The organism is Streptococcus mitis (genome assembly GCF_000722755.1).
In the GTDB taxonomy this organism is placed as follows: domain Bacteria; phylum Bacillota; class Bacilli; order Lactobacillales; family Streptococcaceae; genus Streptococcus; species Streptococcus mitis_CM.
Genome location: NZ_JPFY01000015.1, coordinates 58,058 through 84,004 on the forward strand (window position 1 = coordinate 58,058; position 25,947 = coordinate 84,004).

Consider the following 25,947-nt stretch of genomic DNA (forward strand, 5'->3'; position numbering starts at 1 on the left):
CTTATTACAGTAAGCGGTCTCATTTTCCATTTGAAAATGGAGAGAACCTAGAGGTTCTCTCCAACTAAGTTATTTCTGTCTGAATTCTAGTTCCGGTAAACTCTAAAATCCAGTCTTCTTTAATTTTCTTTACGTTTTGTTGCAAGGACAGCAGCAGATAAGGCAAGACTAACGCCTGCTAGGAAGATAGCTGTATCAGATTGGCTTTCTCCTGTTTCTGGCAATCTCTTCTGATCTTCTGTTGAAACTGAAGTTTTAGATTCTGCAAGTTTTCCTTGGCCCAATTGACTAACCTGATACTCAGGTTTTTCAATAGTTGGTGCTGCTTGATCGCCTGCTGTAGCCAATAGTCCTGTGTAGGCTGGCTTTTCGTTTACCAAAGCTTCTACCGCATTGACTCCACCTTTGTATTCTGGAACTTCATTGACAGCTGCTTCTACTGCATTAGCACCACCTTTATATTCTGGTAATTCATGAACCAAGGCCTCTACTGCATTCGCTCCACCTTTGTATTCTGGAACTTCATTGACAGCTGCTTCTGCCGCATTGGCTCCACCTTTGTATTCTGGAACTTCATTAACTACTGCTTCTTCACCTGCTGTTCCAAGTGGCCCTTTATACTCAGGTACATCAAGAATTGGTGCTACTTCTTCACCTGCTGTTCCAAGCGGACCTTTATACTCAGGCACTTCAAGAATTGGTGCTGCCTCCTCACCTTTGCTACTTGTAGGAGCATCTGGTTTCACAGTCTGATCTTGTAGTTGGTTGAGATATTCTGCAAAGTAGGCAACCATTCTTTCAGTCAATAGATGATTATCCATAGCATATTTCATGCTAGCTACTACACTTGCTACCTCCTCTTGATTCTCTTTGCTGGTTAATTTTTGAGCTTTTGATAAAGCTGTTTCATAACCTGACAAATCAAGAGTTGTTTCTGCAACCTGTGGACGACTAAATATCAACTCAGCAGCGGCTTGATATCTATCACCACCGTCTCCATAAGTCTTAGTACCTGTCAAAACAATTTTCTTAGCCTTGATTGTCTTACCAAAGTCAATGTCTTTTGGTTTATTGTTATCTGGCCAATCAGTTGCAGTGAAAGTATATTCTTTACCAGACTCATCTGTCACAACCAGTTTCACATCACGCAAGTTACCATTTGATCCTGATCCACGTGGCACATAACGGAATCCAGTGATTTCTGTCGCTTCTTTCAAGACCATAGTTGCAGGTTTACCAACATCTCCACCATTCCAAGACGTATGCCATAGACTTGATAAGTTACCATCAAAGGCATTTGCTAAATCTTCTCCCGCTTGCGCTGGAGCATTTAGACTTTCAAAGTCTTCTGCTACCAAGGCTGTTTTCTTTTGTACCAAGGCATTCTTCAGAGCGTCAATCTTAGCAATCTCAGCACGCGCTTCTTCCACGCTAATGTCATCATCTGCTTGACTGAGGTTAAAGACAGCTTCCTTCAAGGCATCCATAGATTCCTTAGTATAGTTGGTCATGGCAACCGTTGGTAAGTAGTTCTTCAGAGCATTTTCTGTCAACATCTTACCAGTTAGAGTGACTTCCTCGATTTGAAGTTTATCCATGATGAAGTCGTTGTAACCACGGAAGTTCGCATTTCCACCAGAATCTCCACGAGTATTGCTTGCGTTACCAGTTGAGTAGATACCTACCCAAGTATCGCCTGTTTCTGCACCTGTTACGAGGAAGGTTACCTTCTTAGCTTTCTTAGAATCTGTCCAAGTATTTGGTAGTTCATGCATTTCCAAATTACTTGCTTGATTACCGCGACGTCCTGATTGGAATTCTCCCTTACCGACTACAAAGGCGTAGGTATTGTCAGATCCTGCTTCGTATTCAAAGGTTACACGATAAGTCTTACCAGCTTCAAAACGGAAGTTTTGAGGAATTGTTTGGTAAACCAAGTTACGACGGCTCACTAGTCCATTTGTCTTCAATGACCAATTTCCTTCGATAACATCATCGACTTTCTTACCATTCCAATCACGTTGTGTATATGGATCATGTTTTTCAGATAAGTGAGTGCGATTATCCTCAACTCCTTCGATACCACCAATTACAAATGGGAAAATCCCTTGAGCAACATTTTCAAAGTCTTGTTTAAATGTTCCTTTACCTGTATCATGATTATCTCCGTACATACTTGAATTGTTTTCAAAGGTACGAATTTCATCAAAGTAAGTTGCTTCATCGCCAGCTTCACGACTCAAAGTAAGAGTGACATTTGATACATCTGAACCCGTTGTAAAGAAGGCATACATGTTTTGGAAGTAACTTGTATCATCAACTGTAGCATTGTCACGACGAGTATTATGGGCATAGGCCTTGACATAGTTAAGAGCTAGTGACTTATTGGTATAGCTAGTCACTTCTTTTTCACCAGTATTTACTGTGATACTTGCCTTAGCATTACTACGATTATCAACACCGACATAAACGGCATACTTAGTATTTGGTTTCAAGCCAGTCAGTTTCTGAGTAAGGCTGACTGTGCTCTTATTGCCTTGGATACGAAGCATTTCATTTGCGCCTTGTGATTTGACAATTTCTGCCTTAGAAGCATCACCAGAAATAGTCCAGTGTTTCAAAGTTCCACTGTTAAATCCTTGGTCATAGATGTGCATGCCTTCGCTCCATGACATTTCAGGATTGGTTTGTTTTGAACGGTAGAGAACGTATGGTTGATTTGCAGTAAGATCAAGGGTAATCTTACCATCTTTCACAGCTACTTCCTGTTCTTCAGTCTTACCTTGGTCAGTTAGTTTATAAAGGTAAACCTTACTATTCGCCCAGTCGCTAGGAAGCGTCCAAGTTGTTGCACCAGCTTGCGTATTGAAGTAGTACATTTTTTCCTTATCAGTAGGAAGTTTCTTACCATTCGCATCCCAGTTCCAAGGAGTCAAGTAAGCTGAACCATCTTGGATGACACGTCCGTTGAGAGTTACTGTACGTTCACGGTATTGTGGACTATTGACATCGTTTGACTTACGAGTCACAACTACTTTATTGTTGTCAGCATCTACCAATTCCACTCGCATTTCTGGAGTCCATTTATAGGTGCTACCGTTATCAGACATGGTGACTGGTGTACCATTTTCCCATTTACTTACAGTGAAGTGTTGGAAGTACTTGGTCATGACATCGTGAGCAAACAAGTTAGTTACATAGCCATTGTAGTCACTTCTTCCTTGCCAACCTTCAAAGTCTTTCATGCTGTAACCACCTAGAAGTGGATAGTTGGCTGCACCACCGTAACTTCTGTAGTCCCCAACCCAAGAATCTTTTTGGTGGTTACGGATAAAGCGCGTGATGGCACTGTTGATACCTTTATTAGTATAGCCACCATAGGTCAAGTCAGCTGCCCAGTGTTGGAAGGTAGAGTCGTATTCACCACCATGGCCCCACTCGATTGCAAAGCGCCAGCCTTGTTTGTTAATTTCTTTAGCAAGAACGTGGGTAGCCCATGCACCATTATCACCTGATTGGCCATTGCCCCAAACGTCCACATAGATAAAGTCGAGACCTTCACCAAGTTTTTTCTTCAATTCTTCCCAACGAGCTAAGCGACCATGTGCCAAGTCGTAAGCAGCATCAATGTTAATACCTTGATCTAGCCAGTTCCAACCATAGCTGTAGCTTCCATCTGGATTCTTACGAAGAATATTTTCGTTAAAGTATTTAGACTCAGGATAAGTTTCAGAAGCGTTGACGTGGATACCTAGATGAGCTCCATATTTCTTCGCTTTCTCAATCAAAGCCTTGAAGTCTTCGACACCACCAATACGTTTACCAATATCAGCATAGTTCAAGTGGCCTGAGTCATGACCTTCACTACCATAACCTTTAAGAAGGACACCTTGTCCAAGACCATCTGTATGGAGATTGATCTTCTTGATACCATCCAAGGTCATAAGGAATGGGTTTTGTGCTTGAGAACCAAAGTTCATCGCAATACGGTATGCTGTGATATCCTTGACTTTTTCCCAACCTTGAGGGTTGTTCATGATGCTACGATAAGCAATGGCACCATCTTGCCAGTCCACTTTCTTATCCGCATTAGCATCTTCAGTGATAACAACCTTGGCACTTGGAAGTTCTTTGGTATATTCTGGGAAGACAATGCCCTTATAAGCTTTTTCCAATTGCCATTCAGAACTATGAATTCCGACATAGTTAGCATTTCCGACTGTTTCTTTATAGGCTGTCAAACGAGTCCAGTCATTAGAACCACCACCGTAGCTGTTTTGAGAATTACTCCAGACACCTGCAGCAAGCTTATCTGTAGAAACGAATCCATACATGTAACCCTTAGCCAAGTCCTTCATTGGATTGGTTACTTCAATATGATCATCCCCGCTGACATGCGTATTGTTTGACATAGTTGCCCCATCAAACTTAGCACCAGCTTGCTCACTAGAAACAGATACGAGGGCGTTACCAAGGAAACTAATTGTCGAAATTAATTTTCTCTCATCATCAATCTTTTGACCTGGAGTGACTTGATTGTGGTTGACAATCTTAGTTACATCAAAATGCAATTGATTGTCCACAACTTGCAGACGAACTGTCATATCCGCATTGATAAGATTAGCCTCATCACGGAGTTTCATTTCATATTCTGCAGTTGTTTCATTAATTTTCTTATAAGTAACCTCAGGAGTGATTTTATGGTTATTGATAAATACTTTATTGAACTGTTGAACCTGTCCAGGTAAAGTATGGCCATTTAGCGTATATTCCTTGACACGTGGAAAGGCTTGGTCAATCACTGCTTTTAGGACTTTGGACTGGATGGTATCATAAGTCACTTTACTATCATCTACCACCGCACCAGTTTCTTTTTCAGCAGTAGCTTCAGTAGCTTGAACTCCGTCTTGATTGTCAGTCTTAATATTTACAACTGTCTTTTCAGTACCATATGTACCAGCTTTAAGTAGGATTTTCTTTTCATTTTTAAGATTTTCATTAACAGCAGCTGGCAAAGTAACCGTATCAAAAAGTTTTACATCATTATTTGTTGCATTTAGCTGACCATCTGATTTTAGGCTAATAGTCAGATGATTCACTGAGCCATTTACTGGAGCTGCAACACGACCACCCTGATACCATGTGCTATTACCTGGTGTCTTGTATTCCCAGAACCAACCTGATTTATCATATCCAACAAAGACATTATTGTTTGTATCTTTAAATTTCAAGAAAACACCAAAACGTGATTTGCCTGTTTCAGATTCTTCTTTGAAAGTGAGATCTACATTCGCATTACCATTTGTATCCACAGTCAATCCTTGTTTTTCAAACAAGGCTGGTTTGCTAGCATTGTCATTTTGATCTGTTGAAGACAACTTATTGTAACGAACACCATTTTCTTCTCGAATAGCAACAGTCCCTTGCTGTTCTTTTCTTGCTACAGTTTGCCATTCAGGAGTGACTTCCTTTGGTGTCTCTGGCTTAGCTGTCGCTGGTTTTTCTTCTTTCGGCTTATCTGCTTTTGGCTTTTCTTCAACTGGTTTTTCAGTTTCCTCTAAATTCGCTGGTTTTGAACTAGAGATTCCCTTAATATGATCTTGAATCCATTTTAATTGAGCTGGAGAGAAAAGGATCCCTCCACTACGGACACCGACCACACCATTTTGATGAACGCCAATCAATTTACCATCCGTGTCAAAGATACCGCCACCGCTAGCACCTGGTTGTCCACCTTGATAACCAACTCCTTGAACACCTTCACCATAAGATTCAGCAAAATCCACAGCAGTGTTAATAACTGGCGCCAACTTACCAGCAGGATAGCCAAACATATTGACTTTATCCCCAACTTTCTTAACAACTGGCTTTTCAGTAACTTCAACAGGAGCATTTTCAAGAACTGTACGCAATCTCACAAGAGCCAAATCGTTCTTATAGCCCTTTAGATAACCATCTCTATCCCAGTGAATCACATCTTTTTTACTAAATTTTACATCATCTAAACCAGGGTAGGATATACTAAAAATATCGCCATCCCCTTTATCATTATCCACAACTTTACGGATATTTCCATCTTGTTGATCCTTGATAAAGTTGTGAGAAACAGTCAAAACAAGATCCTTACCAATGACAATACCACTACCTTCTCCTGATGGAGTCTTAATCTTAACAGTAGCGCCATAGTTCAATTCTCCATTTTTTGTTTTGGCAACATCTTCAGGAACTAGACTACCAGTATCTTGTGCTAATTGATCTTTATTTACCTCTTTACCATTATCAGTAGCTTTTTCAACTTTACCTTCTAATTCTTTCGGCAACTTGTCAGTAGTTTCTTTGTTTTCCTTTTCAAGAGCTAGTAACTCTTCTTCAGTTTTTGGTCCATCCGTTGTTTCAGCAGAACCTGGATTTGCTGCTGCAGCTTCTTTATCGAACTCCCGTCCATTATCGCTCGCTTTTTTATCCAAATCAGCCAGCTCACTTGGCAAATTATCTGTTGAGCCAACTGTTGGTGTGTTAGCCAATACTGGAGCAGTAGCAAAAAAACTAGCCCCAATCATAACTGAAGCAGCACCTAGTGCAAATTTACGAATGCTGTATGTACATCGTTTTTCAAAAAATTGTTTATCCATTAACTCCTGATTCCTTTCACCAATCTTCGTAAGCGTTTACATTTCTTATTCGAAAAATACTCCTTTCTATCTGAAAAGTGCAATGCTTAACGTTTATAAAAATAATTACACTTTTAATATAACAATTTTTAATAGATAAAGCAATAGAAAAGCTAGGAAAATTGCTAATTTTTTTCTTCATTCTGACAAAACCATACTCTGAAATTAAGGGGAAAATTGTAACATAATAAAAAGGATTTAGCATTCCTATCGAATGCCAAACCCTTTATCAATCAGTTTCTATAGATGTTTAAAATCTACTTCACATGTTTTGCGAGTTCTTCTTGAGCTTTTTTATTAGACTCTTCTTTTTCTTTCATCCATTTTTCTTGGGCTTTTTGGTATTCTTCTGTTGTTACTGGTTTATCTTGTACATCAAGGTATTTATACAAGTGAGCTTCACTTGTTCCTTTGTTTCCAGAATAAGCAAATGGAAGTGTGAATGGTACCATCTTAGACAACATTGGACGACCAGTTTTAGAAGTTGTTGGGATTAGCAAGGCACTGTCGGTCAACCAAGCTTGGGCAGCAGCATATTTTTCATAACGTTTTGAAATGTCATTCACTTCTTCACCAGCTTCCACAACCATTTTTTCGTAGTCTTCCAAACCAACTTGCTTAGCCGCAGCGTTGTTTGTTCCAGAGTCAAATCCTAGGTAAGTCTTTGTACTTTCCCCTACAGATGGTTTGAGAATATCAAGGTAGGTAGATGGGTCAATGTAGTCTGGTCCCCATCCAACGTTATCTGAGACATCCCAATCTTGTCCAGCAGCCGTTTCAGCAAAGTAGGTAACATTGAGAACTTCATCTTTTTGAAGTTGTTGGATATCAATGACGACATTGTCAGTTCCTAATGTTTCTTCAAGTGATTGTTTAAAAGATTGGACACGTTGAACTTTTGTTGTATTGGTTTGGTCAACTGGCATATCCAAGTGGATTGGGAATTGAACGCCTTCTGCTTGGAGAGCTGTCTTAGCTTTAGCAAACTCTGCTTTCGCTTTTTCAGGATTATATAGTCCATCTTGGGCATCAGCAAGGTTCACATCCTTCCATTCATCCCCATAAGTCACCAATTTGTCTTTGACCATTTCGCCAAAGTTCTTTCCATCTGCCTGTACAAATGTAGGAGGAACAAACAAGTTACGAAGCAGTTTAGTTGCCCCATTCGCACCATTCACTTGAGAAGCATAGGCTTTTCTATCAAAACCAAAGGCAAGAGCTTGACGGAAATCTTTGTTTAGAAGAGCTTTCTTGGTTGAAGTCTTTTGTTCATCTGTCGTCTTAGAAGTGTACTTATAAGACTGGCGATCAATATTAGTACCTACTAAATAAGTAGTAGAATCTTGTGGTGTATAAACGATGTTGTCTTTAAACTCTTTTTCAAGTTCAGGATAACTTGCGCTTGTCGGGAAGAGACGAGCCATTGTAAAGCTTCCATCTTTGAAGTTTTCTGCAAGTTTTCCTGTATCTTGACCATCCCAGAATGAAAGTTTTACCTTATCAATGTGAACATTGTCCTTATCCCAGTAGTTTGGATTCTTTTCAAATTCTACTGAAGATTTAGCGACCAATGATTTCAACAAGAAAGGTCCGTTATAAAGGATACTGCTTGGATCTGTTGCTTTCCCAAAATCATCTCCCTTAGAGTTTAAAAACTCTTCATTAACTGGTGCTAAGACACCCATTGTTGTTTTAGAATTCCAAAAACTTTCAGGTTTGTTCAAAGTGTATTGAACTGTTTGATCGTCAATCGCTTTAATCCCAACTTGAGAGAAATCTTTAGTTTCCCCTTTAGCGTATGCATCCAAACCTTTAATTGAATCCTGTACCAAGTAAAGGGCTTCTGATTTCTTATCTGTCGCATACTTAAGTCCTGTTACAAAGTCTTGAGCTTTCACAGACGCATACTCTTCTCCTTCAGATGTGTACCACTTGGCATCTTTACGGATTGTATAAGTGTAAGTCAAGCCGTCCTTAGATACAGACCAATCCTCAGCCATAGATGGCACAAAGTTACCATAGCGGTCATTTTCAAGCAATCCATCAATCACATTACTAGTAATGTCAGTAGTTGCTGCCTTACCAGTTGTCAAGTAGTTCAGGTTATCTGGATCTGTTTCGTAAACATAAGAAAAAGTTTTCTCACCTTTTGCACTAGACCCTGAGCCAGAACAAGCTGCTAAGACACCAGCTGCTAATAAAGTGACTCCCGCAAGAGCCAATACTTTCCTTGTTTTCATAGTATTCTCCTTTGTTTTTCTATCCATTATATACCCTTTTTAAAGTCCTGTCAATATAATTTTCTGAATTTTCATGTTTAGTTGTTATTTTCTGACAACTATCGAATCTTATTTCATTTTTTAATCTCTCTTTAACCATAAGAAAAGAGGGAATCCAGTAACTCCCTCATCCATCTATTTAAGTCATTTTTAGATTTATTAATTTAAAGCTTGCAATGCGGAAAGAAGATAAGAACCCTCACGAATTTTTTGACCTACGGCCTTAGCATTTTTGACCAAATCCTGATACTCTTCTTGAGACAAATTGTCCAATACTTCTTCCAAGTCAAGTAAACTCTCAACACTAATTCCACACTCTTTTTCTAAGACGAAATTAGCCAATGCAGATTGTTTCCAAACAATAATAGGGAAACCAGAAGCCAAATAAAGGGAAGCCTTGTGGGAATTATTGTATCTCAAATACTCACCAAACACTCCGCTACAAGTTTTAGAACTATCACCATCCCAAACTAAACCAAAGCTTCCTTCTAACGCTGACGGTAGTTCATCTGGAAGAAATGAACCAAAATAGGTTTCATTGGATAGCTTTCTAGCCTCATCAAAACCAACACCATAGAGGTTATATGCCGGTCTTGTAGGCAACTCATATAAGTAACCTGCTTTTTCTTGGGCTAAATTTCCAGCTACAATAATAGCCCCTTCCTTCGATAAATCTTCTTTGTCCTGATAATTCGGGATCAGATAGTCAAAAATGCCTAAACTAACTATTTTCTTCTCAGAAATCCCCTTATCAACAAGCACTGATTTCATAACTGGATTATGAGCAATAAGACCATCAGCTTGTTTCAAAAGACTAGACTCTTGAAGATGAACACGAATCTTATGCTTCAAGGGTACTGTATCCAAATTAGCATAGCGCAAAACTTCTAAATCATGGATAATAAAGTGAACCTTCACTCCTTTACGTTGCATTCTTTTTACTAAATGGATCGTAAAGAAACTATGATGAAGCATAGGAAATTGAATCAGTAGCTGATCCCCTTCCTTCAACTTAGAGATAGCTTTGGATAGGGCTTTGGCCTTGTGGCGTTGGGCTCTAATAGTCCCCATTTGATACCAATCATCTACCATCAATAACAAAGGACTATAGCCCTCACGAACTACTATTTCTTCAACATCGTTTCGAGCTTTATTTCCCGCATTTCGTGCACCAGAATCCTTCAGAAATTCTTCTTTTAGATAATATTTCATCTATCAATTTTATCCTTCGTTATCTTATTTAAACTCTCCCTCTACAACATTTAGGGCACGTTCAATGACCACATGCATGTCGTAGTATTTATAATCAGCCAAACGTCCACAGAAAATTACCTTATCATTCTGTGCTGCTTCTTCTTGATATTTAGCAAACATGGCATTGTTTCTCTCATCATTGATTGGATAATAAGGTTCATCTCCACGTTTCCAATCAGCTGGATATTCACGAGTAATAACCGTTTTGTCCTGAGTACCATACTCAAAGTGTTTATGCTCAATAATGCGAGTATAAGGAATTTCTCGTTCTGTATAATTAACAACGGCATTTCCTTGATAATTTTCCTCATCTAGAACTTCATGCTCAAAACGAAGACTACGGTATTCTAACTCACCATGTTTATAATCGAAATATTGGTCAATCATCCCTGTAAAGACAACTTTTTCAGCAGAAGCTTCTAATTCCTGACGATTGGCAAAAAAGTCAACTCCAAGTTCTACTTCAACATCTTTCAGCATATTTTCGATAATGACATTATAGCCACCGATTGGAATGCCTTGGTAACGGTCATTGAAGTAGTTATTATCAAAAGTCAAACGAACTGGTAGACGTTTGATGATAAACGGTGGGAGGTCTGTCGCAGAGCGTCCCCACTGTTTTTCAGTATATCCCTTAATCAATTTTTCATAAATATCTGGGCCGATCAACTTGATAGCCTGTTCTTCCAAGTTTTTCGGTTCAACATCCTTCATATGAGCCGTTTGCTCAGCAATCTTATTTTTCACTTCTTGAGGAGTTTTTGTCCCCCACATAGCATAGAAAGTATTCATATTGAAAGGTAGATTATAAAGGCTACCCTTGTAATTTGCTACAGGCGAGTTGATGTAGTTGTTAAACTCAGCAAATTGATTAACATAATCCCAGACTTTCTTATTAGAAGTATGGAAGATATGAGCGCCATATTTATGAACATTAACACCTTCTACATTCTCACAATAGATATTCCCACCAATGTGGTCACGTTTATCAATAACTTTTACTTTTTTTCCACGCTTGGTTGCTTCATAAGCAAAAATTGCTCCAGACAACCCAGCACCAACGATTAGATAATCGTACATATTACACCCCTTTATTTCTGAATAACTGTTGTTTTATATCTCGTAGATTTATAACTTTAAAAATCAAAATTAAACTGATATAAATTATTGTCCCCAAAATAGTAGAAAGTCCTACATTTAATACAGACGGTAAATTCAATAAGTCTTTTACAAAAAACAGAATTCCATACATCAATCCTGATGAAATCATAATTTTTATCATAGATCCTATAATCGGAACATCTCTTAGATAAGAGCGAGTAAAGAATAACTGTATAGCCCAAACCAGAGACTCTGTTAAAACAGATACAATTGCTGCCCCTATATAGCCCAATTTGGGAAGAAAGAGAAGATTTAATCCGACACTAACAATGGCAGGAATTGTGGTTGAAAGCATGAACTCTCTATTTTTATTATGGGGAATCAAAATTTGAATCCCCATAATATTTGTCCAACCAATAAAGAACATTCTTAGAATCATAATAGCTATTGCATAGCGTGCATCTTGAAAATCTTTTCCCAGAAAAAAGTTAACAAAATCATCGTTTATAATTAACATACCTGCCATAATGGGGAAAATAACCAAATTATAAATTAGAAATGACATCTTATGCATTTTATTAACTGCTTTATGATCCCCTGATGATAAAAGATTTGAAACTCGTGGTAACATGACACTTCCCAATGAAGTTACTAGGGTCAATAAAATATTGACAAGCTTCAATGCTTGATCATAGATTCCTACATCTTTTGTTGAAGCCAAAGCACCTAGCATTGTACGATCCAAAGTAACATAGAGCGATATAGCAATCTGAGGTAAAAACAATAAGATAACTGGCTTCAAATGCTGCTTAGCATATTCCCAATCAAAGTGCGGTTTCCCAATAAACTCTCTTGCCGGCAACCACATACTTAATTGTCCCAACAATTCAAAAATGGTAAGCAAGAACACATATAAATATAGGTCGCTAGCTGATTTTATAAATAGAAAAATAGCAATGACGCCAACTAGTTTCACTGTAATATTTCTGACTGTAATTTTTCGAAAATCCTCTAAACCTTGGAATAGCCAAGAAATATCTAAACCTTTAGAAAGTAAACTTAATCCTAAAATATAAGCTACTGGGTTTTGCATTAACGAAAAAGTGAGACAAAGCAAAATATAGAGAGTCAGTGATAAGATGGTTGCTCCAAGTTGTAAAGTATAAATTCCCCAGAAATTTTTACGAATTGTTTTTCGATTACCAGAAATTTCCTTTGTACCATAATTGGCTACCCCCAAGGTAGCCAACAGGATAAAGTAGGTAACAATAGAATTATAATAACCATAAGTTCCTAAATCATCAGAACTAAATACTCTGGTAACATATGGAGTCGTAATAATCGGTAAAATAATTACTAATAATTGATATGAAAGATTGTATGCATAATTTTTAAGAACCTTCATAGGGAGCATATTCCTCACTTAACTACTATTATAAACGGCGAAAATTAATCTGTCCAAAAATGATGATGTTAAATAGATTAAACTTTTTTTGGTACAAAAATCACTTAACTAGCCTCAATTTAGAACCAAGGATACATATAACACAAAAACTTTAAACATCTTGATAATTATACCTATACTTACTCCAAGAAATACCCATCAATAATAATAATGGATTGTACATTAATTCAAAAAATTGTGGATCAAACATTGAGTGAAGTATCAATACAATAAAAACAAGCATCTCAACTGTATTAAAGTGTCCTCTTTTATTTAGTTGATAGAAACTATACCAAATAACAACTAGTAGAATCACTCCATAATGCAACAAAATATTTACAAAAGATGAATCAACGTATAAATAATTATCAAAAACAGACGTAGCCCTTTGTTGCAATTCCCAATCAATTCTTTGACCAAACATATGTACACCATATAAAGATAGTGTCTTATGTCCTAAACTTAGTCTTCCTGTCAAAGCTACGTTTAAAATTTGAAAGAGTTTACTGTTTGCGTTATAAAAATAAGTCAAAATGATAGGAATAAGAATCCCTGCAGTCAACGTAATTTTACCAATGGCATTCAGGATTTTTTGACTAACTACTTTATTTTTGAATATGTACACCAATACTAATGCTAGAATTGAAAGAAAGAAAGCTGATTTCGTATCAGTATTAACGTAAAAATAATAATTCAGTATTCCAAACAATAAAATTTCTGACAATCTGATTTTACTTTTTCTTAAATATAGATATACCAAAGTCAGATGAAATAAATAATTAGCACCGAGAGTAACATATTGGTATCCTTGGCTAAAACGGAATCGCCCTCCTAATTGAACCCTCAGCGTATTTTCAATAATGCCAAACTTTAATAGACCATATATAGAAATCATTAATAGTACTATCGAAACTGTCCAGAGAATCAAAACTTTTCTAAAATTCACATTGTTTATAGAAATAATAAATAAGATTGTTGAAATTATTGTGAGGGCATCAAAAAGCTTATGTGTTGTAATCCCGATAATTATAGCCAAGCAGAAAGCTGAAAAGAAGAATATCAGAAACTTACTCGAGTGTCTCTCTAATAGTAGTTTAAACAGAAGTATGACAATAGACACTATCATAGCAACTATTCGAAAACGATAAATTTCAGGGTATTTATAGACTAAGTTTGTTTGAGCTATAAAATTAAAAAGCAACCAAATAAAGAAAGCTGAAAAATATAATAACTCTGATAATTTTATTTTTATTTTCATATTTTTACCTAAGTTTGTTTAAATTATCCAATCTTATTTCGAATAGTGTTATACAATTTTGCAGATACGAGAAACAATATATATTTCAATTTATTTTTCCTTGTAACATTTGAATTCGGAATAACATCTTTGAAATATTGAATGTATTCTTTTCTAATTTTATTAACTTCAGCATACATATCTGAACTAAGCATAGCATGTACAATATGCAGACCATTAAAAACATAGCGAACATTCAAGGCTCTTCTCATATCCCTATCACCTGAATAGTCTCGTTCAACATAACTTCTATTCCATTCCATTGCCTTGTAAAAATCTAAGAGACGATCACTATACTTAGAATTTACAATACTTCCTGGTCTTCGATAGTATTTATAAAGATTTAGATCACTAACAGCAATATTTTCACAGGAAGCAATATGCTCATAAGCAAGAGCTAAATCTTCATATAACATCCCTTTAGGATATGGAAACCTTAATAAGATTTCTTTCTTATATAGTTTACCACCTGAATGTGTCCCAACATAATTTCCATAAAACATTTGTTCTAAAGCTGTTCTACGATCTAATTTTCCAGAATATTTCTCTCTGAAATCTCCTAAAAAATCACTATTTTCATAGTTTCTAACTTCAATCACTGGAGTTGCTACAAGATCAACTCTATACTTATCTCTAAGTTCTACTAAATATTCAATGGCTCTATGGTCATAATAATCGTCTGAATCAATGAAAACAATCCAATCTGTTGAAGATTCTTTTACCCCAGTATTGCGGGCATTGGACAATCCCCCATTTTCAATATGCAGAACTTTTATTCTATTATCTTCTCGAGCATATTGGTCACAAGTTTCTCCAGAACTATCCGTCGAACCATCATCTACTAGGATTATTTCAATATTTTTATATGTTTGTTGTCTTAGACTTTCTACACAATAACTCAAACAGTTCTCAACATTGTACACTGGTACAACAATAGAAATCTGATCCATTATGATAATCCTTCCAAAATGATATCAACAATACGCTCACAAGCTTTTCCATCTCCATATGGATTACTTGCTTTACTCATCTTGCTGTACTCTGTTTCATCTTCTAGAAGCAGTTTGAAATTAGTATAAATATTTTCTTCTTCTGTTCCTACCAATTTCAAGGTTCCTGCAGCAATCCCCTCTGGACGTTCTGTTGTATCACGCATTACCAATACTGGTTTACCTAAAGAAGGTGCTTCTTCTTGCACACCACCAGAATCTGTTAAAATCATGTAGCTTTGATTCATAAAATTATGGAAATCAATGACTTCTAGAGGTTCAATGATTTTCATACGTTCATTGTCGCCAAACACCTTACTTGCTAACTCACGAACCTTAGGATTCTTATGAATAGGATATACAACTTTAACATCTTCAAATTCACTCAGGATACGATTAACTGCATTAAACATATTTTCCATAGGTTGACCAAGATTTTCACGTCTATGGGCTGTCAACATGATTAGTTTACTGTCCTTAGCCCACTCTAAAATAGGATGGTCATAATGCTCTTGAACGGTTGTCTTCAAGGCGTCGATGACAGTATTTCCAGTAACATAGATATTCTCTCTTCCCTCTTTTAGAAGATTCTCTTTAGCCACTTCTGTCGGAGCAAAATTAAAATCCGCAATAATGGAAGTAGTCTGACGATTGAACTCTTCAGGAAATGGGCTTTGAAGATTATAAGTTCTCAATCCTGCCTCTACATGTCCAACTTTAATTCCCATGTAAAATGCAGCTAAAGCTGTCGCAAAAGTGGTTGTAGTATCCCCATGAACAAGAACAATATCTGGTTTTTCCTGCTCTAAAACGGCTTGAATTTTATCTAAAATACTTGTCGTGATTGTAAATAGTGTTTGATTTGCCTTCATGATTCCTAAATCGTAATCAGGAACAACTTTAAAGACATCTAAAACTTGTTCTAACATTTCTTTATGTTGACCCGTTACACACACAAGTGTTTTAATTGAATCATTTTTCTTCAATTCATTCACTAAGGGACACATTTTTATTGCTTCTGGACGCGTCCCAAAAACTAACATTACTTTTTTCATTTGGAAACTCCCATTAGTTTTTGATAAAATTTACGATAATTCTCTAAAAATAAAGGATAACTAAACTTCTCTTCATAATCTTTTTTAGCTTGATGAGCTAATCTAGTTCTAAGAGTTGAATCAGTCGCTAGACTCTCAATAGCAGAAGCTAAGGCCCTAGCATCTTTAGCAGGAACCAAGACTCCATTTTCTTTTGTAACAACTTCATTAATGCCAGGAATATCTGTCGCAACCATGGTTTTTCCATTCATAAATGCTTCGATAACATTTAGAGCCAAGCCCTCAAATAATGACGAAGACACTAGGAAATCAAAACTATTAATGCATTCCACTATATCCTGTCTATACCCTAAAAAAGATACTTTATCTTCCAGATTTAGTTCTTTAACCTTGTTTTCTAATTCGGCTCTAAGCTCTCCATCCCCAACGATAAATAAACGAAGGTTTTCATCTGAAATCAAAGAAATAGCATCAATCAAATAGGTCAAACCTTTTTGTTCAGATAATCTTGCAATACAGCCTAGCTTGATTCCATCAAACTTCATAATCTCATCAACTTGTCTATTTGACTGTTTCAAAATCACTCCGTTATAGATAACAGTGCTATTTGCAACTCCCACATCATCTTTCAAATTTTGATTAACTGCTTGACCAACTGCAATACTATAGGCATTTCTCAGTGAAAATCTATATAAAGACAACTTATCTTTAAAGACATTATGAGCAGTGTAAACGTGGACTAGCTTGGGATTAATCAGTTTTAATACACGAATATAAAAAGCTGCCATTCGATGATGCGTATGAACCAGAGTAATATCATTTATCTGAATAATTCGATAAATAGTAAGAAGCAGCTTCAACACAGTAAGGGGATTTTTGCTGTCTATATCTTGAATTTTATGATGGATAATTCCTTGGGTCTCTAATTCTGGTTCCCAAAGGCCTCCTGTAGAAGCTACATGTACACTATCAAACTCATCTTGCAAATCAGAACTCAACTGGTACACGATTCTCTCAGCACCACCAATATCCATCGTTCGTGAAATATGTAAAATATTATTTTTTCTTTTTTCGTTTCTCATCTAAAACTCGCTTAATAAAGGTAACATTCCCTACAAAGTATCGTTTAAAGAGACGCTTTGGTTCATTAGCAACTCGGAACAACCACTCCAAGTTTAATTTCTGCATCCAAAGTGGGGCACGCTGAATGTGACCAGACAATACATCAAAACTACCACCTACACCCATAAAAATAGAATTCACTCCATTATCCATAAATTTTTGGATGATGTATTCTTTTTTAGGTGAAGTAATTCCAACAAATACAAAGTCGGGATTCTTTTCACGAATATCTTCCTGAATATCTTGCTCATCTTCCTCAGAAAAATAACCATTACGATGTCCAACAACTCGTAGATTTGGATACTCTTCTTTAAAATTTTGTAACATATCTTGCAAAACTTCTTCTTTAGCACCAAAAAAATACACTGAATAAGATTTTTCATCGGCTAATTTTAATAATCTTTGCATTAAATCAATTCCAGCAACTCGTTCTGGAACTTGGTAGCCCAAAAATCGAGAAGCTAGAACTACTGATGCACCATCTGCATTGATGATCTCAGACTCGTTAACTATCTTCTTAATAGCTTCATCTGATTGACATTGGTTAATTTTATCAGCGTTTACGCCCATTAAATGAAGAGGACGTTGTTCAATTACAAATTTCTCAACCGCTTGTACTGTTTCATCCATTGTTAAAGGGTCAATTCTGACCCCCATTAAATTAAAACTATTCAAATTAATCTCCCCATGTAGACTCAAAATGACCCTTACGCTCGGCTTCTTTTGGTAACTTCATGTAATCACCATATATTTTTGTTAAATATTCATCTGGGTTTGCATGGCAACTTATTTCTAAGTTCTCAAACTCTAGTAATTGTGGTTCACCGAATACTTCTTTTCTAGCAAGCTCACGTTCTCTATAGGAACCTAATACATTACCAACTATTGAACTAGTTTCAAAATCATATTGTTTAATTAGATTTTGTAATTTGTTGTTAATAGTGGCTGTTTTTAGAAGTTTATTTAATTTCAAAACTTTTGATATACTCACAATTGCATTTTCAAAACTTCCCCTATCTCTGTCATGTAGACGATCGATTACCGAAATTTTAGAAAGTGCACGATAGAATTTGATTTTGTTTGTATGAATAAAATAATGAAAACGATCATCTGGATAACCATCCAAAGGGAAAATATCTATGAATGGACTACATAGTTCATCTCCAAATGGAATTTGTAAGGATGTATCCATAATAGAAGTATTACCTAAATTGTCATCATGAAGCCTCAAAATAACATGTTCTGGAAGTTCCTTTTTGCAAATTGACAAAAATTTTTCATAATCTTTTCGAGGCATCCCTAAATCCATATCATCATCCCAAGGAATAAATCCTTTATGACGAATTGCTCCTAGCAATGTTCCTCCCAAAGCATAATATCTTAAATCATGTTTACTACAAATAGCAATAAAGTTTTGCAATAAAGATAATTCTCCTAGTTGAATTTCCCTCACTTTATTCATAAAATCACTTCGCCCCATCCTTCATTAATACAACTTTAATTGTTTTCAACAAAATTTCAATGTCTTTCCAAATTGTCCACCCATCTATATAGGCGACATCTAATTTAACAACTTCATCAAAATTCTTAATCTCACTTCTACCACTAACTTGCCAAAGTCCAGTGATACCCGGTTTAAAACTCAATCGACGTTTTTGTTCAGGTGTGTATGTCTCGTATTCATCAACTGTTGGCGGTCTTGTTCCAACTAGACTCATGTCTCCTTTCAGAACATTCCAAAACTGGGGAAGTTCATCCAAGCTAGTTTTACGGATAAAGCGACCAATTTTTGTAATGCGAGGATCATTGTCCATCTTAAACATACCACCCTGCATGGTATTTTTCTCCAACAATTCTCTCTTTTTATCCTCAGCATCAATACACATTGATCTAAATTTATAAAAAGTAAAATGTCGGCCGTTTTTTCCTATGCGAGTCTGGGCAAAAATAGCAGGTCCACCATCTTTTCGAATAGCTGGAACAAGAACTATACTAACTAGACCACAAATCATTAAACCAAAAATAGAACCAATAATATCTATGACACGCTTAGCAATTACATGACTATTCTTATAAAATTTCGTCGAAAAAGTAATGACATTTAAACCAGCCATCCCACGGATTTTTTTGTCACGCCCTAGATTATGGTCAAAAGCATTTAGATTAACCGTTACATCAATTCCCATCGTTTCAAAACGAGAAATAAATTCACCAATATCATATTCTTCACTAGGAAGATTGATAAACACTTCGTCCACAACTTCGTGAGTTGCAAAATTTAAAATATCTTCGACTGGTACGACTGTAATAGTATCATGTTGGAAATTAGGTTTATCTAATACACTAACTGCCACCAGTTCTCCAAAGAAATCACCCGCATCAAGTAATTTATCCATCACTTTCTCAACTCTAGATGTTGCTGTAATCAAGAATAGTTTTTTACTCCATTTCAAATTAGGAAATATCCGTTTCGAATAATACTTGATACAAATATTGACTAGATACATTAGAATCGAGTGTAAGGTTAGGAAATACACCATGCCTCGTCTAGAGATACTAAAGCGTTCTTCTAAAAAGAAATTAGAAAGACTAATTGCCAATGCAAAGAAAATGATATATTTTGTCAAGCGAACAAGTTCAATCAAACTCCCTCGTCTAAAAAAATCTTGACCGTAATCGCTAAAATAAAATACGATGTAGTGGAGAATATATAGGACAATCATTGTTGTTGAAAGAATATCTGTCTCTTTAACAAAACTAAGAGAATACCCCAGTAACACTACTATAAAACTCTGGATTACTGCCAGAGATATTTTTATCCCTTTCTCTTCCATAACTACTTCCTTAGTCTATCCCTTATTCTATCCCCTATTTTTTACCGTAAGAACCATACTCACCGTAAGAACCATATTTCTCAGCTGAAGTATTGAATTTATTTAATACAACTCCTAAAAATGGTTTATTCGTTTGTTCCAATTGACCTTTAGCCTTCTGAACATCTTTTCTGTTAGCTTCTCCTGCCGCAGTAACTAAAACAGATGCATCACATTTCTGTGTAATAATAGCTGCGTCGATAACGATGCCAATAGGCGCTGTATCAACAATAATATAATCAAAATACTTGCGAAGTGTGTCAATCATAGTGCTAAAATTTTCACTTTGCAATAAAGCAGTTGGGTTGGGTGAGATAGACCCAGCTTGAACCACAAATAGATTCTCAACATTGGTATCACATAAACCATGAGATAGGTCTGTTGTTCCAGATAAAAATTCTGTCAATCCAGTAATTTTTTCACGTGACTTGAAGACACCTGACATGACAGAATTACGAATATCAGCATCTACTAACAGGGTCTTGTAACCTGCACGCGCGAATGCCCAAGCAATATTTGTAGAAGTCGTTGACTTTCCTTCACCCGGTTTTACAGAAGTGATAGAAATTACTTGTAAATTATTTCCACTCAATTGTATATTCGTACGCAAGGCATTATAGTATTCTTCCGCTTTTTTGGCCAGATCTAATTTTTTCTGTGCTATTTCTAATGTCGGCATATCTCTCTCCTATTTCAATTTATCCAGATTTGGAACAACTCCCAACAATGCAATTTGCATAACATCTTCAATATCCTCTGGACGTTTCACTCGTGTATCAACCAGTTCAACGATAAGAACAGCGATAACCGTAAAGACTGTTCCTCCAAGTAGTCCAATAATTGTATTTCTACGAATATTTGGAGAAGATGGTGCTGCAGCAGGACGAGCTTCTTCAAGTGTTGTGACATCAGAAACGCGTGTGATACTGATAATCTTTTCAGCTGCCACTTCTCTCAATGAGTTAGCAATACGACTAGCTTCCTCAGGTACTTTATCATTAACGGAAATAGATACGATACGAGTATCGACTGGTACAGTTACCTTGACTTTACTAGCCAAAGCTTTTGGTGATAGATCTAATTTCAAATTAGATGTAACTTTCTCCAAAACATCTTGAGACAAAATAATTTCACGATAGTCTTTAACTAAGTATGATCCAGCTTGCAAGTCTTGGTTTGTCAAACCAGGCTTATCTCCCTGATTACGGTTGACTACATAAATCCGTGTAGTACTAGTGAACTCCGGTTTAACGACAAACGCACTATAGGCAAAAGCTAAGGCTCCAGCTACAATTGCTACCAATGCAATTAGAATTTTTCTTTTCCAAAGAATTTTAAACAGGTGAAATACATCGATTTCCATAGTATTTTGTTCTTTCATATTTTCTCCTAAATTATTTGATCCATTATAATTTTCCTAGGGTTCTCTACAAATAGCTCTTCTGCCTTGTCTCTACCATACTTTTTAGAAATAATCTGACGAGCATCCTCCATGTAGGGAGGTCTACTATCTAAGTTATGCATGTCACTTGCAATGACATGAACCAGGTCTCTCTCCAAAAAATATTGGGCTCTCTTTTTCATAAATTTATAGGTTTCACCAAAGAGCTTAGGTTTTAGAACATGAGAACTATTTACTTGCGTATAGCATCCCATATCAATCAGTTCCCTAACACGTTTTTCATTGTTTTCCAACGCATCATAACGTTCAATATGAGCAATCACTGGGGTAATCCCTAACATCAAAATATTGCTTAACCCTTTATGAATATCGCGATAGGGTGTATTCATACTAAATTCAATCAAAGCATAACGACTGTTATTGAGAGTAGGAATGCGCTTGTTTTCTAATTTTTCTAGAACATCCGGAGTATAGTATATCTCTGCTCCGTAAGCAATGACCAAATCATCTGCCACTTCTTTAGCAATTTCACGAACCTTTAAAAAATTCGTCGCTATTTTTTCTTCTGGAGTTTCAAACATCCCTTTTCGACGATGTGAAGTCGAAACAATCATCCGAACTCCTTGATTATATGCTTCTCTTAAAAGAGATTTACTATCTTCTATAGACTTTGGCCCGTCATCTACATCAAAGACAATGTGAGAGTGGATATCAATCATATCATCTTCCCTCCATCACATCTTGTATCGCACTTTTAGCAGTTGCTAAACTACTATCATCGATTTCCATCATATAGAGGTTACTATCTGGCATAGCATAAGAAGGAAGTCCCATTCGACCTGTACCTTTGAGGTCTTGAGAGTTGACTTTATAACTACCACCACTCTCCAATTGAGTATTAATCAAATCTATCATCGTTTCGATAGGCATATTTGTTTGAAGGGAATCTTGCAAACCTTGAATAATATCACTATAATTTTTTAAGGCTTCAGTAGAAGTTAATTTCTGAATAATTGCGACAATAACCTTTTGTTGATTACGACCACGGTCACGATCTCCATCAGCCAACGAATAGCGTTCACGAACAAACCCAAGAGCTTGTTCAGAATCTAAATGGACATTTCCTACTGGGAAGTGGAACTTCCCGTGACGAGATGTAAACTCCTGATCATTGTATACATCTACACCACCTAAAAGGTCAATCAATTTCAAGAACGAAGTGAAGTTTAGACGAACATAGTAATTAATATCAACTCCATAAAGATTTTCCAAAGTATGAATAGAGGAGTCAACTCCATAAATACCTGCATGAGTCAACTTATCTTTTTGATTATTCCCGCCGTCAGCAATCGGAACATAAGAATCTCGAGGGGTTGTTGTCAATAGAATTTTTTTTGAATCTTGATTAACAGTCATCAAAATGTTGACATCTGAACGAGAAACTGAACTAATTGGTCCGTAAGTGTCAATACCACTCACATAGACATTGAAGGATTTGTTCTTAGAAACTTTAGGAGCAGCTACTTCTTTGGTGATATTTTTAGTGTAGATTTTCCTAATTTTTGATGCGTAATCAGGGTATTCAGATTCTATAATATTTTCAAAGACGCTATTTAAGACAATCGCTTTTGCTTCACCTGATACCAAGCTCTTATAAGCTGCAAGGTATGAGGTGCTTTGTTCAACCGTCAATTCTTTGCTCTGACTAGTTTTGATATCAGCTATCAATTTTTGAATATTATCATTATCAGTATCCGTAGGTCCTGTAACACTATCTAATTGCGTGACATTATGAACATCACTATCTTTCAGAACAACAACACTCATTGAGTATTCTGAGTAATTTGACGTAGAATTGATATGACTAGTAAAGCCGACAAATTGTTGCAGTGCAAAAAAAGAAACTGAACTCATTAAAATAGCTAGTGTTAAAAAGAAAATTGTAAACTTTTCTGCTTTTCTATAAATGATCAAAAGCAGACTCGCTAAAGCGACCAAAATCACTACAGCTGCCGTCATAACATTCAGGTATCTAAACGCCAATATATTATGTCTAAAAATCAAGAACAGCAAAAAACCACCCAATAATACATAAATGGTTAATAAAGCTATATTAATGCTCCGCTTAACTTTACCCGAACGGGCTCTTTTTGAACGTTTATTCATAGTTTTCCCCTATATGTTGATTATCAGAATTATTATATCACAATCATGAAATAATTTCCATTTATTCCTTTTTTTATCAGCGTTTTCAATACATCTTCTAAATGCACTCCGAAGGAATAATTGTTTTTTTATAACCTGTATAGTATCTATCGCTTCCTATTTTGACATTCTCGTTTCATAGACAGAGGAATACGAATCAAAAATATAACAAACAAGGTCCCTTACGGAACCTCGTTCATCTATTTGACATGATTTTCTGCTTCTTTTTGAGCTTTTTCGATTGCTTTTTTGCTTTCTTGCTCCCATTTGGTCTTAGCTTCTTCATACTGCTTGGTAGTCACAGTGTCTTTTTGCAGTCTCATGTACTTGTAGTTATTGCCGTCGCCCTTGATGCCGACTAGTGAATAACCTCTTGTAAATGGCGTTACTTTGGTTACAGATGCTGTTCCACCGCTCGACATAGCTGACATAATCAGAGAATTGTCAATCATCCAAGCCTGTGCTTCAGCATATTTTTCATAACGTTTGGCTACATCTTTATTTTCGCTATCTGCATCTTTGAGCATCTTGGTGTAGGTATCAAGACCCAAGCTAGCAATTTTAGCTTTATCTTCCTGAGCATCTAGACCAAAAATCTTGAGGTAGAACCCATCCTCAGCATTGAAAGGATTGAGATAAGTTGACGGATCTTGGTAGTCACCTACCCAACCATCAAAGTTCAAATCATAGTCACGATCAGCTGGTGTCGGTGCCAAGAAGGCTACATTATTAAAATCATCTGTTGAAAGTTGCTGAACATCAATGACAATGTTATCAGCACCTAAAACTGACTCAAGGGTCTGCTTAACTGAGTTCATGCCTGTCACAGCGTTTTTACTTGTCTGATCAACTGCCACATCCAAGTGAATTGGGAAAGTCACACCTTGACTTGCCAATTCTTTTTTAGCTTCTGCAAATTTTGCTTGTGCTTTTTCTTTGTTGAAATAAGCATCTTGAGCATCTGCCAAGTTAATACCTGACCATTCTGTACCATAGTTGACCAATTTAGAAGCCACTACTTCTCCAAAGGTCTTGTCCCCAACTTGGACAAATGTAGGAGGCACTAGGGTATTACGAAGAGTTTTACTAGCTGCTTCTTCCCCATTTGACTGAGCAGAGTAGGCTCCACGATCCAAGGCAAAGTTCATTGCTTGCCGGAAGTTTTTGTTCAAGACAGCTGTCTCAGTTGACTTCTTCTGCTCATCTGTCGTTTTAGCAGTGTGATTGTAAGCCTTCCGGTTGACGTTGAAATTAAAATACCAAGAAGTCTTGTCTTGCAAGCTATAGACGATATTATCCTTATATTTCTCCTTGGTCTTGGCGAAGTTAGAACTATTTGGATAAACCCCCGCGATAGAATAAGCTCCACTTTCAAAGTTACGGATGGTCAATTCTTGGTCTGAACCATCAAAATAGGCCAATTTCACGTGTTCAATTGATACTTTGTCATGATCATAGTAATGGGGATTTTTCACATACTCGATAGATGATTTTGATGTAAAATCTTTTAACAAATAAGGTCCGCTGTAGAGAATGCTATCTGGAGATAGGGTCCCAAAATCTTTCCCTTTTGAGTTTAAAAACTCTTCATTTACCGGGAAAAGAATACTATTTGTTGTTTTTGAATTCCAGTAAGGCTCTGGACGTGCCAAAGTATACTCAACAGTCTGGTCGTCAACAGCTTTCACCCCAACCTTAGAGAAATCAGAATCCGCTCCTGTAATATAATCATTCAAGCCCTTGATAGAGTTTTGAATCAAGTCAATGGCCTGTGATTTATTATCCACTGCGTACTTGATACCTGTCACAAAATCTTGTGCTTTGACTGGGGCGTACTCTTCACCGTCAGCCGTGAACCATTTGGCATCTTTTCTCAGTTTGTAGGTATAAGTCAGACCATCGCTTGAAACAGACCAGTCTTCCGCCAAAGACGGAACTAAGTTCCCGTAGTTGTCATTTTCAAGCAAACCATCAACTAGGTTGGTAATGATGGCTGTATTATCAGCATAGTAGTCTAATAAATAATTAAATGTAGTTGGGTTTCCACTAAAGGTTGATGAGTAAGTTTTTGTATCTGAACCTGATTGTCCGCAAGCAGCTAAAAGCAAAGCAGCTGCAACAGTCAGGCCTGCACTAAGGATACGCTTTTTTGTAGTCATCTTCTTTCTCCTTTATGTTAGTTTTTATAACATAGGTTTATTTTATCAAAATAGTGGAAATTTGTAAAGTTAATTGAATTTCTAGAATGAAAGTTT

At 36.5% G+C, this 25,947-nt stretch carries 17 protein-coding genes; all 17 read right to left on the minus strand.

Translation table 11 applies throughout. The annotated features are described in order from the left end of the window. Window positions 1-119: 119 nt before the first annotated feature. Window positions 120-6,632: a SpGH101 family endo-alpha-N-acetylgalactosaminidase gene (locus tag SK578_RS08770; RefSeq protein ID WP_080710018.1), complete on the minus strand. Its 6,513-nt coding sequence runs from the start codon at window positions 6,630-6,632 to the stop codon at window positions 120-122. A gap of 296 nt (window positions 6,633-6,928) precedes the next feature. Next, window positions 6,929-8,911 carry a peptide ABC transporter substrate-binding protein gene (locus SK578_RS08775; protein ID WP_042751687.1) on the minus strand — a complete coding sequence of 661 codons (1,983 nt, stop codon included), beginning with the start codon at window positions 8,909-8,911 and terminating at the stop codon, window positions 6,929-6,931. A 198-nt stretch (window positions 8,912-9,109) separates the two neighbouring features. Then, complete coding sequence (locus SK578_RS08780; RefSeq protein WP_042751688.1) at window positions 9,110-10,162, minus strand: glycosyltransferase; 1,053 nt, start codon at window positions 10,160-10,162, stop codon at window positions 9,110-9,112. Window positions 10,163-10,186: 24 nt separating this feature from the next. Then, complete coding sequence (gene glf / locus SK578_RS08785) at window positions 10,187-11,284, minus strand: UDP-galactopyranose mutase (RefSeq protein WP_042751689.1); 1,098 nt, start codon at window positions 11,282-11,284, stop codon at window positions 10,187-10,189. A gap of 1 nt (window position 11,285) precedes the next feature. Beyond that, a complete protein-coding gene (locus SK578_RS08790) occupies window positions 11,286-12,710 on the minus strand; it encodes a flippase (protein ID WP_042751690.1) in 1,425 nt (474 codons plus the stop codon). A gap of 151 nt (window positions 12,711-12,861) precedes the next feature. Further along, complete coding sequence (locus SK578_RS08795) at window positions 12,862-14,007, minus strand: oligosaccharide repeat unit polymerase (RefSeq protein ID WP_042751691.1); 1,146 nt, start codon at window positions 14,005-14,007, stop codon at window positions 12,862-12,864. Window positions 14,008-14,030: 23 nt separating this feature from the next. Further along, window positions 14,031-14,996 carry a glycosyltransferase family 2 protein gene (locus SK578_RS08800; protein WP_042751692.1) on the minus strand — a complete coding sequence of 322 codons (966 nt, stop codon included), beginning with the start codon at window positions 14,994-14,996 and terminating at the stop codon, window positions 14,031-14,033. Beyond that, on the minus strand, window positions 14,996-16,090 hold the full coding sequence (gene wecB, locus SK578_RS08805; RefSeq protein WP_042751693.1) for a non-hydrolyzing UDP-N-acetylglucosamine 2-epimerase: 1,095 nt from the start codon (window positions 16,088-16,090) through the stop codon (window positions 14,996-14,998). Before wecB ends, SK578_RS08800 begins: the two co-directional genes overlap by 1 nt. Next, window positions 16,087-17,172, minus strand: coding sequence for a glycosyltransferase family 4 protein (locus SK578_RS08810; RefSeq protein ID WP_042751694.1), 1,086 nt, complete (start codon window positions 17,170-17,172; stop codon window positions 16,087-16,089). The genes wecB and SK578_RS08810 overlap by 4 nt, the downstream gene beginning before the upstream one ends. Beyond that, window positions 17,147-17,869 (minus strand): WecB/TagA/CpsF family glycosyltransferase, encoded by a 723-nt coding sequence (locus tag SK578_RS08815; RefSeq protein ID WP_042751695.1) that lies wholly within the window; start codon window positions 17,867-17,869, stop codon window positions 17,147-17,149. Before SK578_RS08815 ends, SK578_RS08810 begins: the two co-directional genes overlap by 26 nt. A 19-nt stretch (window positions 17,870-17,888) precedes the next feature. Continuing rightward, window positions 17,889-18,674 carry a LicD family protein gene (locus SK578_RS08820; protein WP_042751863.1) on the minus strand — a complete coding sequence of 262 codons (786 nt, stop codon included), beginning with the start codon at window positions 18,672-18,674 and terminating at the stop codon, window positions 17,889-17,891. A gap of 4 nt (window positions 18,675-18,678) precedes the next feature. Beyond that, window positions 18,679-20,046: a sugar transferase gene (locus tag SK578_RS08825; protein WP_042751696.1), complete on the minus strand. Its 1,368-nt coding sequence runs from the start codon at window positions 20,044-20,046 to the stop codon at window positions 18,679-18,681. A gap of 34 nt (window positions 20,047-20,080) precedes the next feature. Next, window positions 20,081-20,764 (minus strand): tyrosine-protein kinase, encoded by a 684-nt coding sequence (locus SK578_RS08830; protein ID WP_020901549.1) that lies wholly within the window; start codon window positions 20,762-20,764, stop codon window positions 20,081-20,083. A gap of 9 nt (window positions 20,765-20,773) precedes the next feature. After that, complete coding sequence (gene cpsC, locus SK578_RS08835) at window positions 20,774-21,466, minus strand: capsular polysaccharide biosynthesis protein CpsC (protein ID WP_020901548.1); 693 nt, start codon at window positions 21,464-21,466, stop codon at window positions 20,774-20,776. An 8-nt stretch (window positions 21,467-21,474) separates the two neighbouring features. Continuing rightward, entirely contained in the window at window positions 21,475-22,206 is a 732-nt protein-coding gene (gene cps4B, locus SK578_RS08840; RefSeq protein WP_042751697.1) for a capsular polysaccharide biosynthesis protein Cps4B, read from the minus strand. Window position 22,207: 1 nt separating this feature from the next. Next, complete coding sequence (cpsA, locus tag SK578_RS08845; RefSeq protein WP_042751698.1) at window positions 22,208-23,653, minus strand: LCP family glycopolymer transferase CpsA; 1,446 nt, start codon at window positions 23,651-23,653, stop codon at window positions 22,208-22,210. Between the two features lie 239 nt (window positions 23,654-23,892). Next, window positions 23,893-25,851: a peptide ABC transporter substrate-binding protein gene (locus tag SK578_RS08850; protein ID WP_042751699.1), complete on the minus strand. Its 1,959-nt coding sequence runs from the start codon at window positions 25,849-25,851 to the stop codon at window positions 23,893-23,895. Window positions 25,852-25,947 lie beyond the last annotated feature (96 nt).

Bases quoted from the DNA above. Each gene is read 5' to 3' on its own strand.
- SK578_RS08770 (WP_080710018.1), bottom strand. From the start codon at position 6,632: ATGGATAAACAATTTTTTGAAAAACGATGTACATACAGCATTCGTAAA.
- SK578_RS08775 (WP_042751687.1), bottom strand. From the start codon at position 8,911: ATGAAAACAAGGAAAGTATTGGCTCTTGCGGGAGTCACTTTATTAGCA.
- SK578_RS08780 (WP_042751688.1), bottom strand. From the start codon at position 10,162: ATGAAATATTATCTAAAAGAAGAATTTCTGAAGGATTCTGGTGCACGA.
- glf (WP_042751689.1), bottom strand. From the start codon at position 11,284: ATGTACGATTATCTAATCGTTGGTGCTGGGTTGTCTGGAGCAATTTTT.
- SK578_RS08790 (WP_042751690.1), bottom strand. From the start codon at position 12,710: ATGAAGGTTCTTAAAAATTATGCATACAATCTTTCATATCAATTATTA.
- SK578_RS08795 (WP_042751691.1), bottom strand. From the start codon at position 14,007: ATGAAAATAAAAATAAAATTATCAGAGTTATTATATTTTTCAGCTTTC.
- SK578_RS08800 (WP_042751692.1), bottom strand. From the start codon at position 14,996: ATGGATCAGATTTCTATTGTTGTACCAGTGTACAATGTTGAGAACTGT.
- wecB (WP_042751693.1), bottom strand. From the start codon at position 16,090: ATGAAAAAAGTAATGTTAGTTTTTGGGACGCGTCCAGAAGCAATAAAA.
- SK578_RS08810 (WP_042751694.1), bottom strand. From the start codon at position 17,172: ATGAGAAACGAAAAAAGAAAAAATAATATTTTACATATTTCACGAACG.
- SK578_RS08815 (WP_042751695.1), bottom strand. From the start codon at position 17,869: ATGGGGGTCAGAATTGACCCTTTAACAATGGATGAAACAGTACAAGCG.
- SK578_RS08820 (WP_042751863.1), bottom strand. From the start codon at position 18,674: ATGAATAAAGTGAGGGAAATTCAACTAGGAGAATTATCTTTATTGCAA.
- SK578_RS08825 (WP_042751696.1), bottom strand. From the start codon at position 20,046: ATGGAAGAGAAAGGGATAAAAATATCTCTGGCAGTAATCCAGAGTTTT.
- SK578_RS08830 (WP_020901549.1), bottom strand. From the start codon at position 20,764: ATGCCGACATTAGAAATAGCACAGAAAAAATTAGATCTGGCCAAAAAA.
- cpsC (WP_020901548.1), bottom strand. From the start codon at position 21,466: ATGAAAGAACAAAATACTATGGAAATCGATGTATTTCACCTGTTTAAA.
- cps4B (WP_042751697.1), bottom strand. From the start codon at position 22,206: ATGATTGATATCCACTCTCACATTGTCTTTGATGTAGATGACGGGCCA.
- cpsA (WP_042751698.1), bottom strand. From the start codon at position 23,653: ATGAATAAACGTTCAAAAAGAGCCCGTTCGGGTAAAGTTAAGCGGAGC.
- SK578_RS08850 (WP_042751699.1), bottom strand. From the start codon at position 25,851: ATGACTACAAAAAAGCGTATCCTTAGTGCAGGCCTGACTGTTGCAGCT.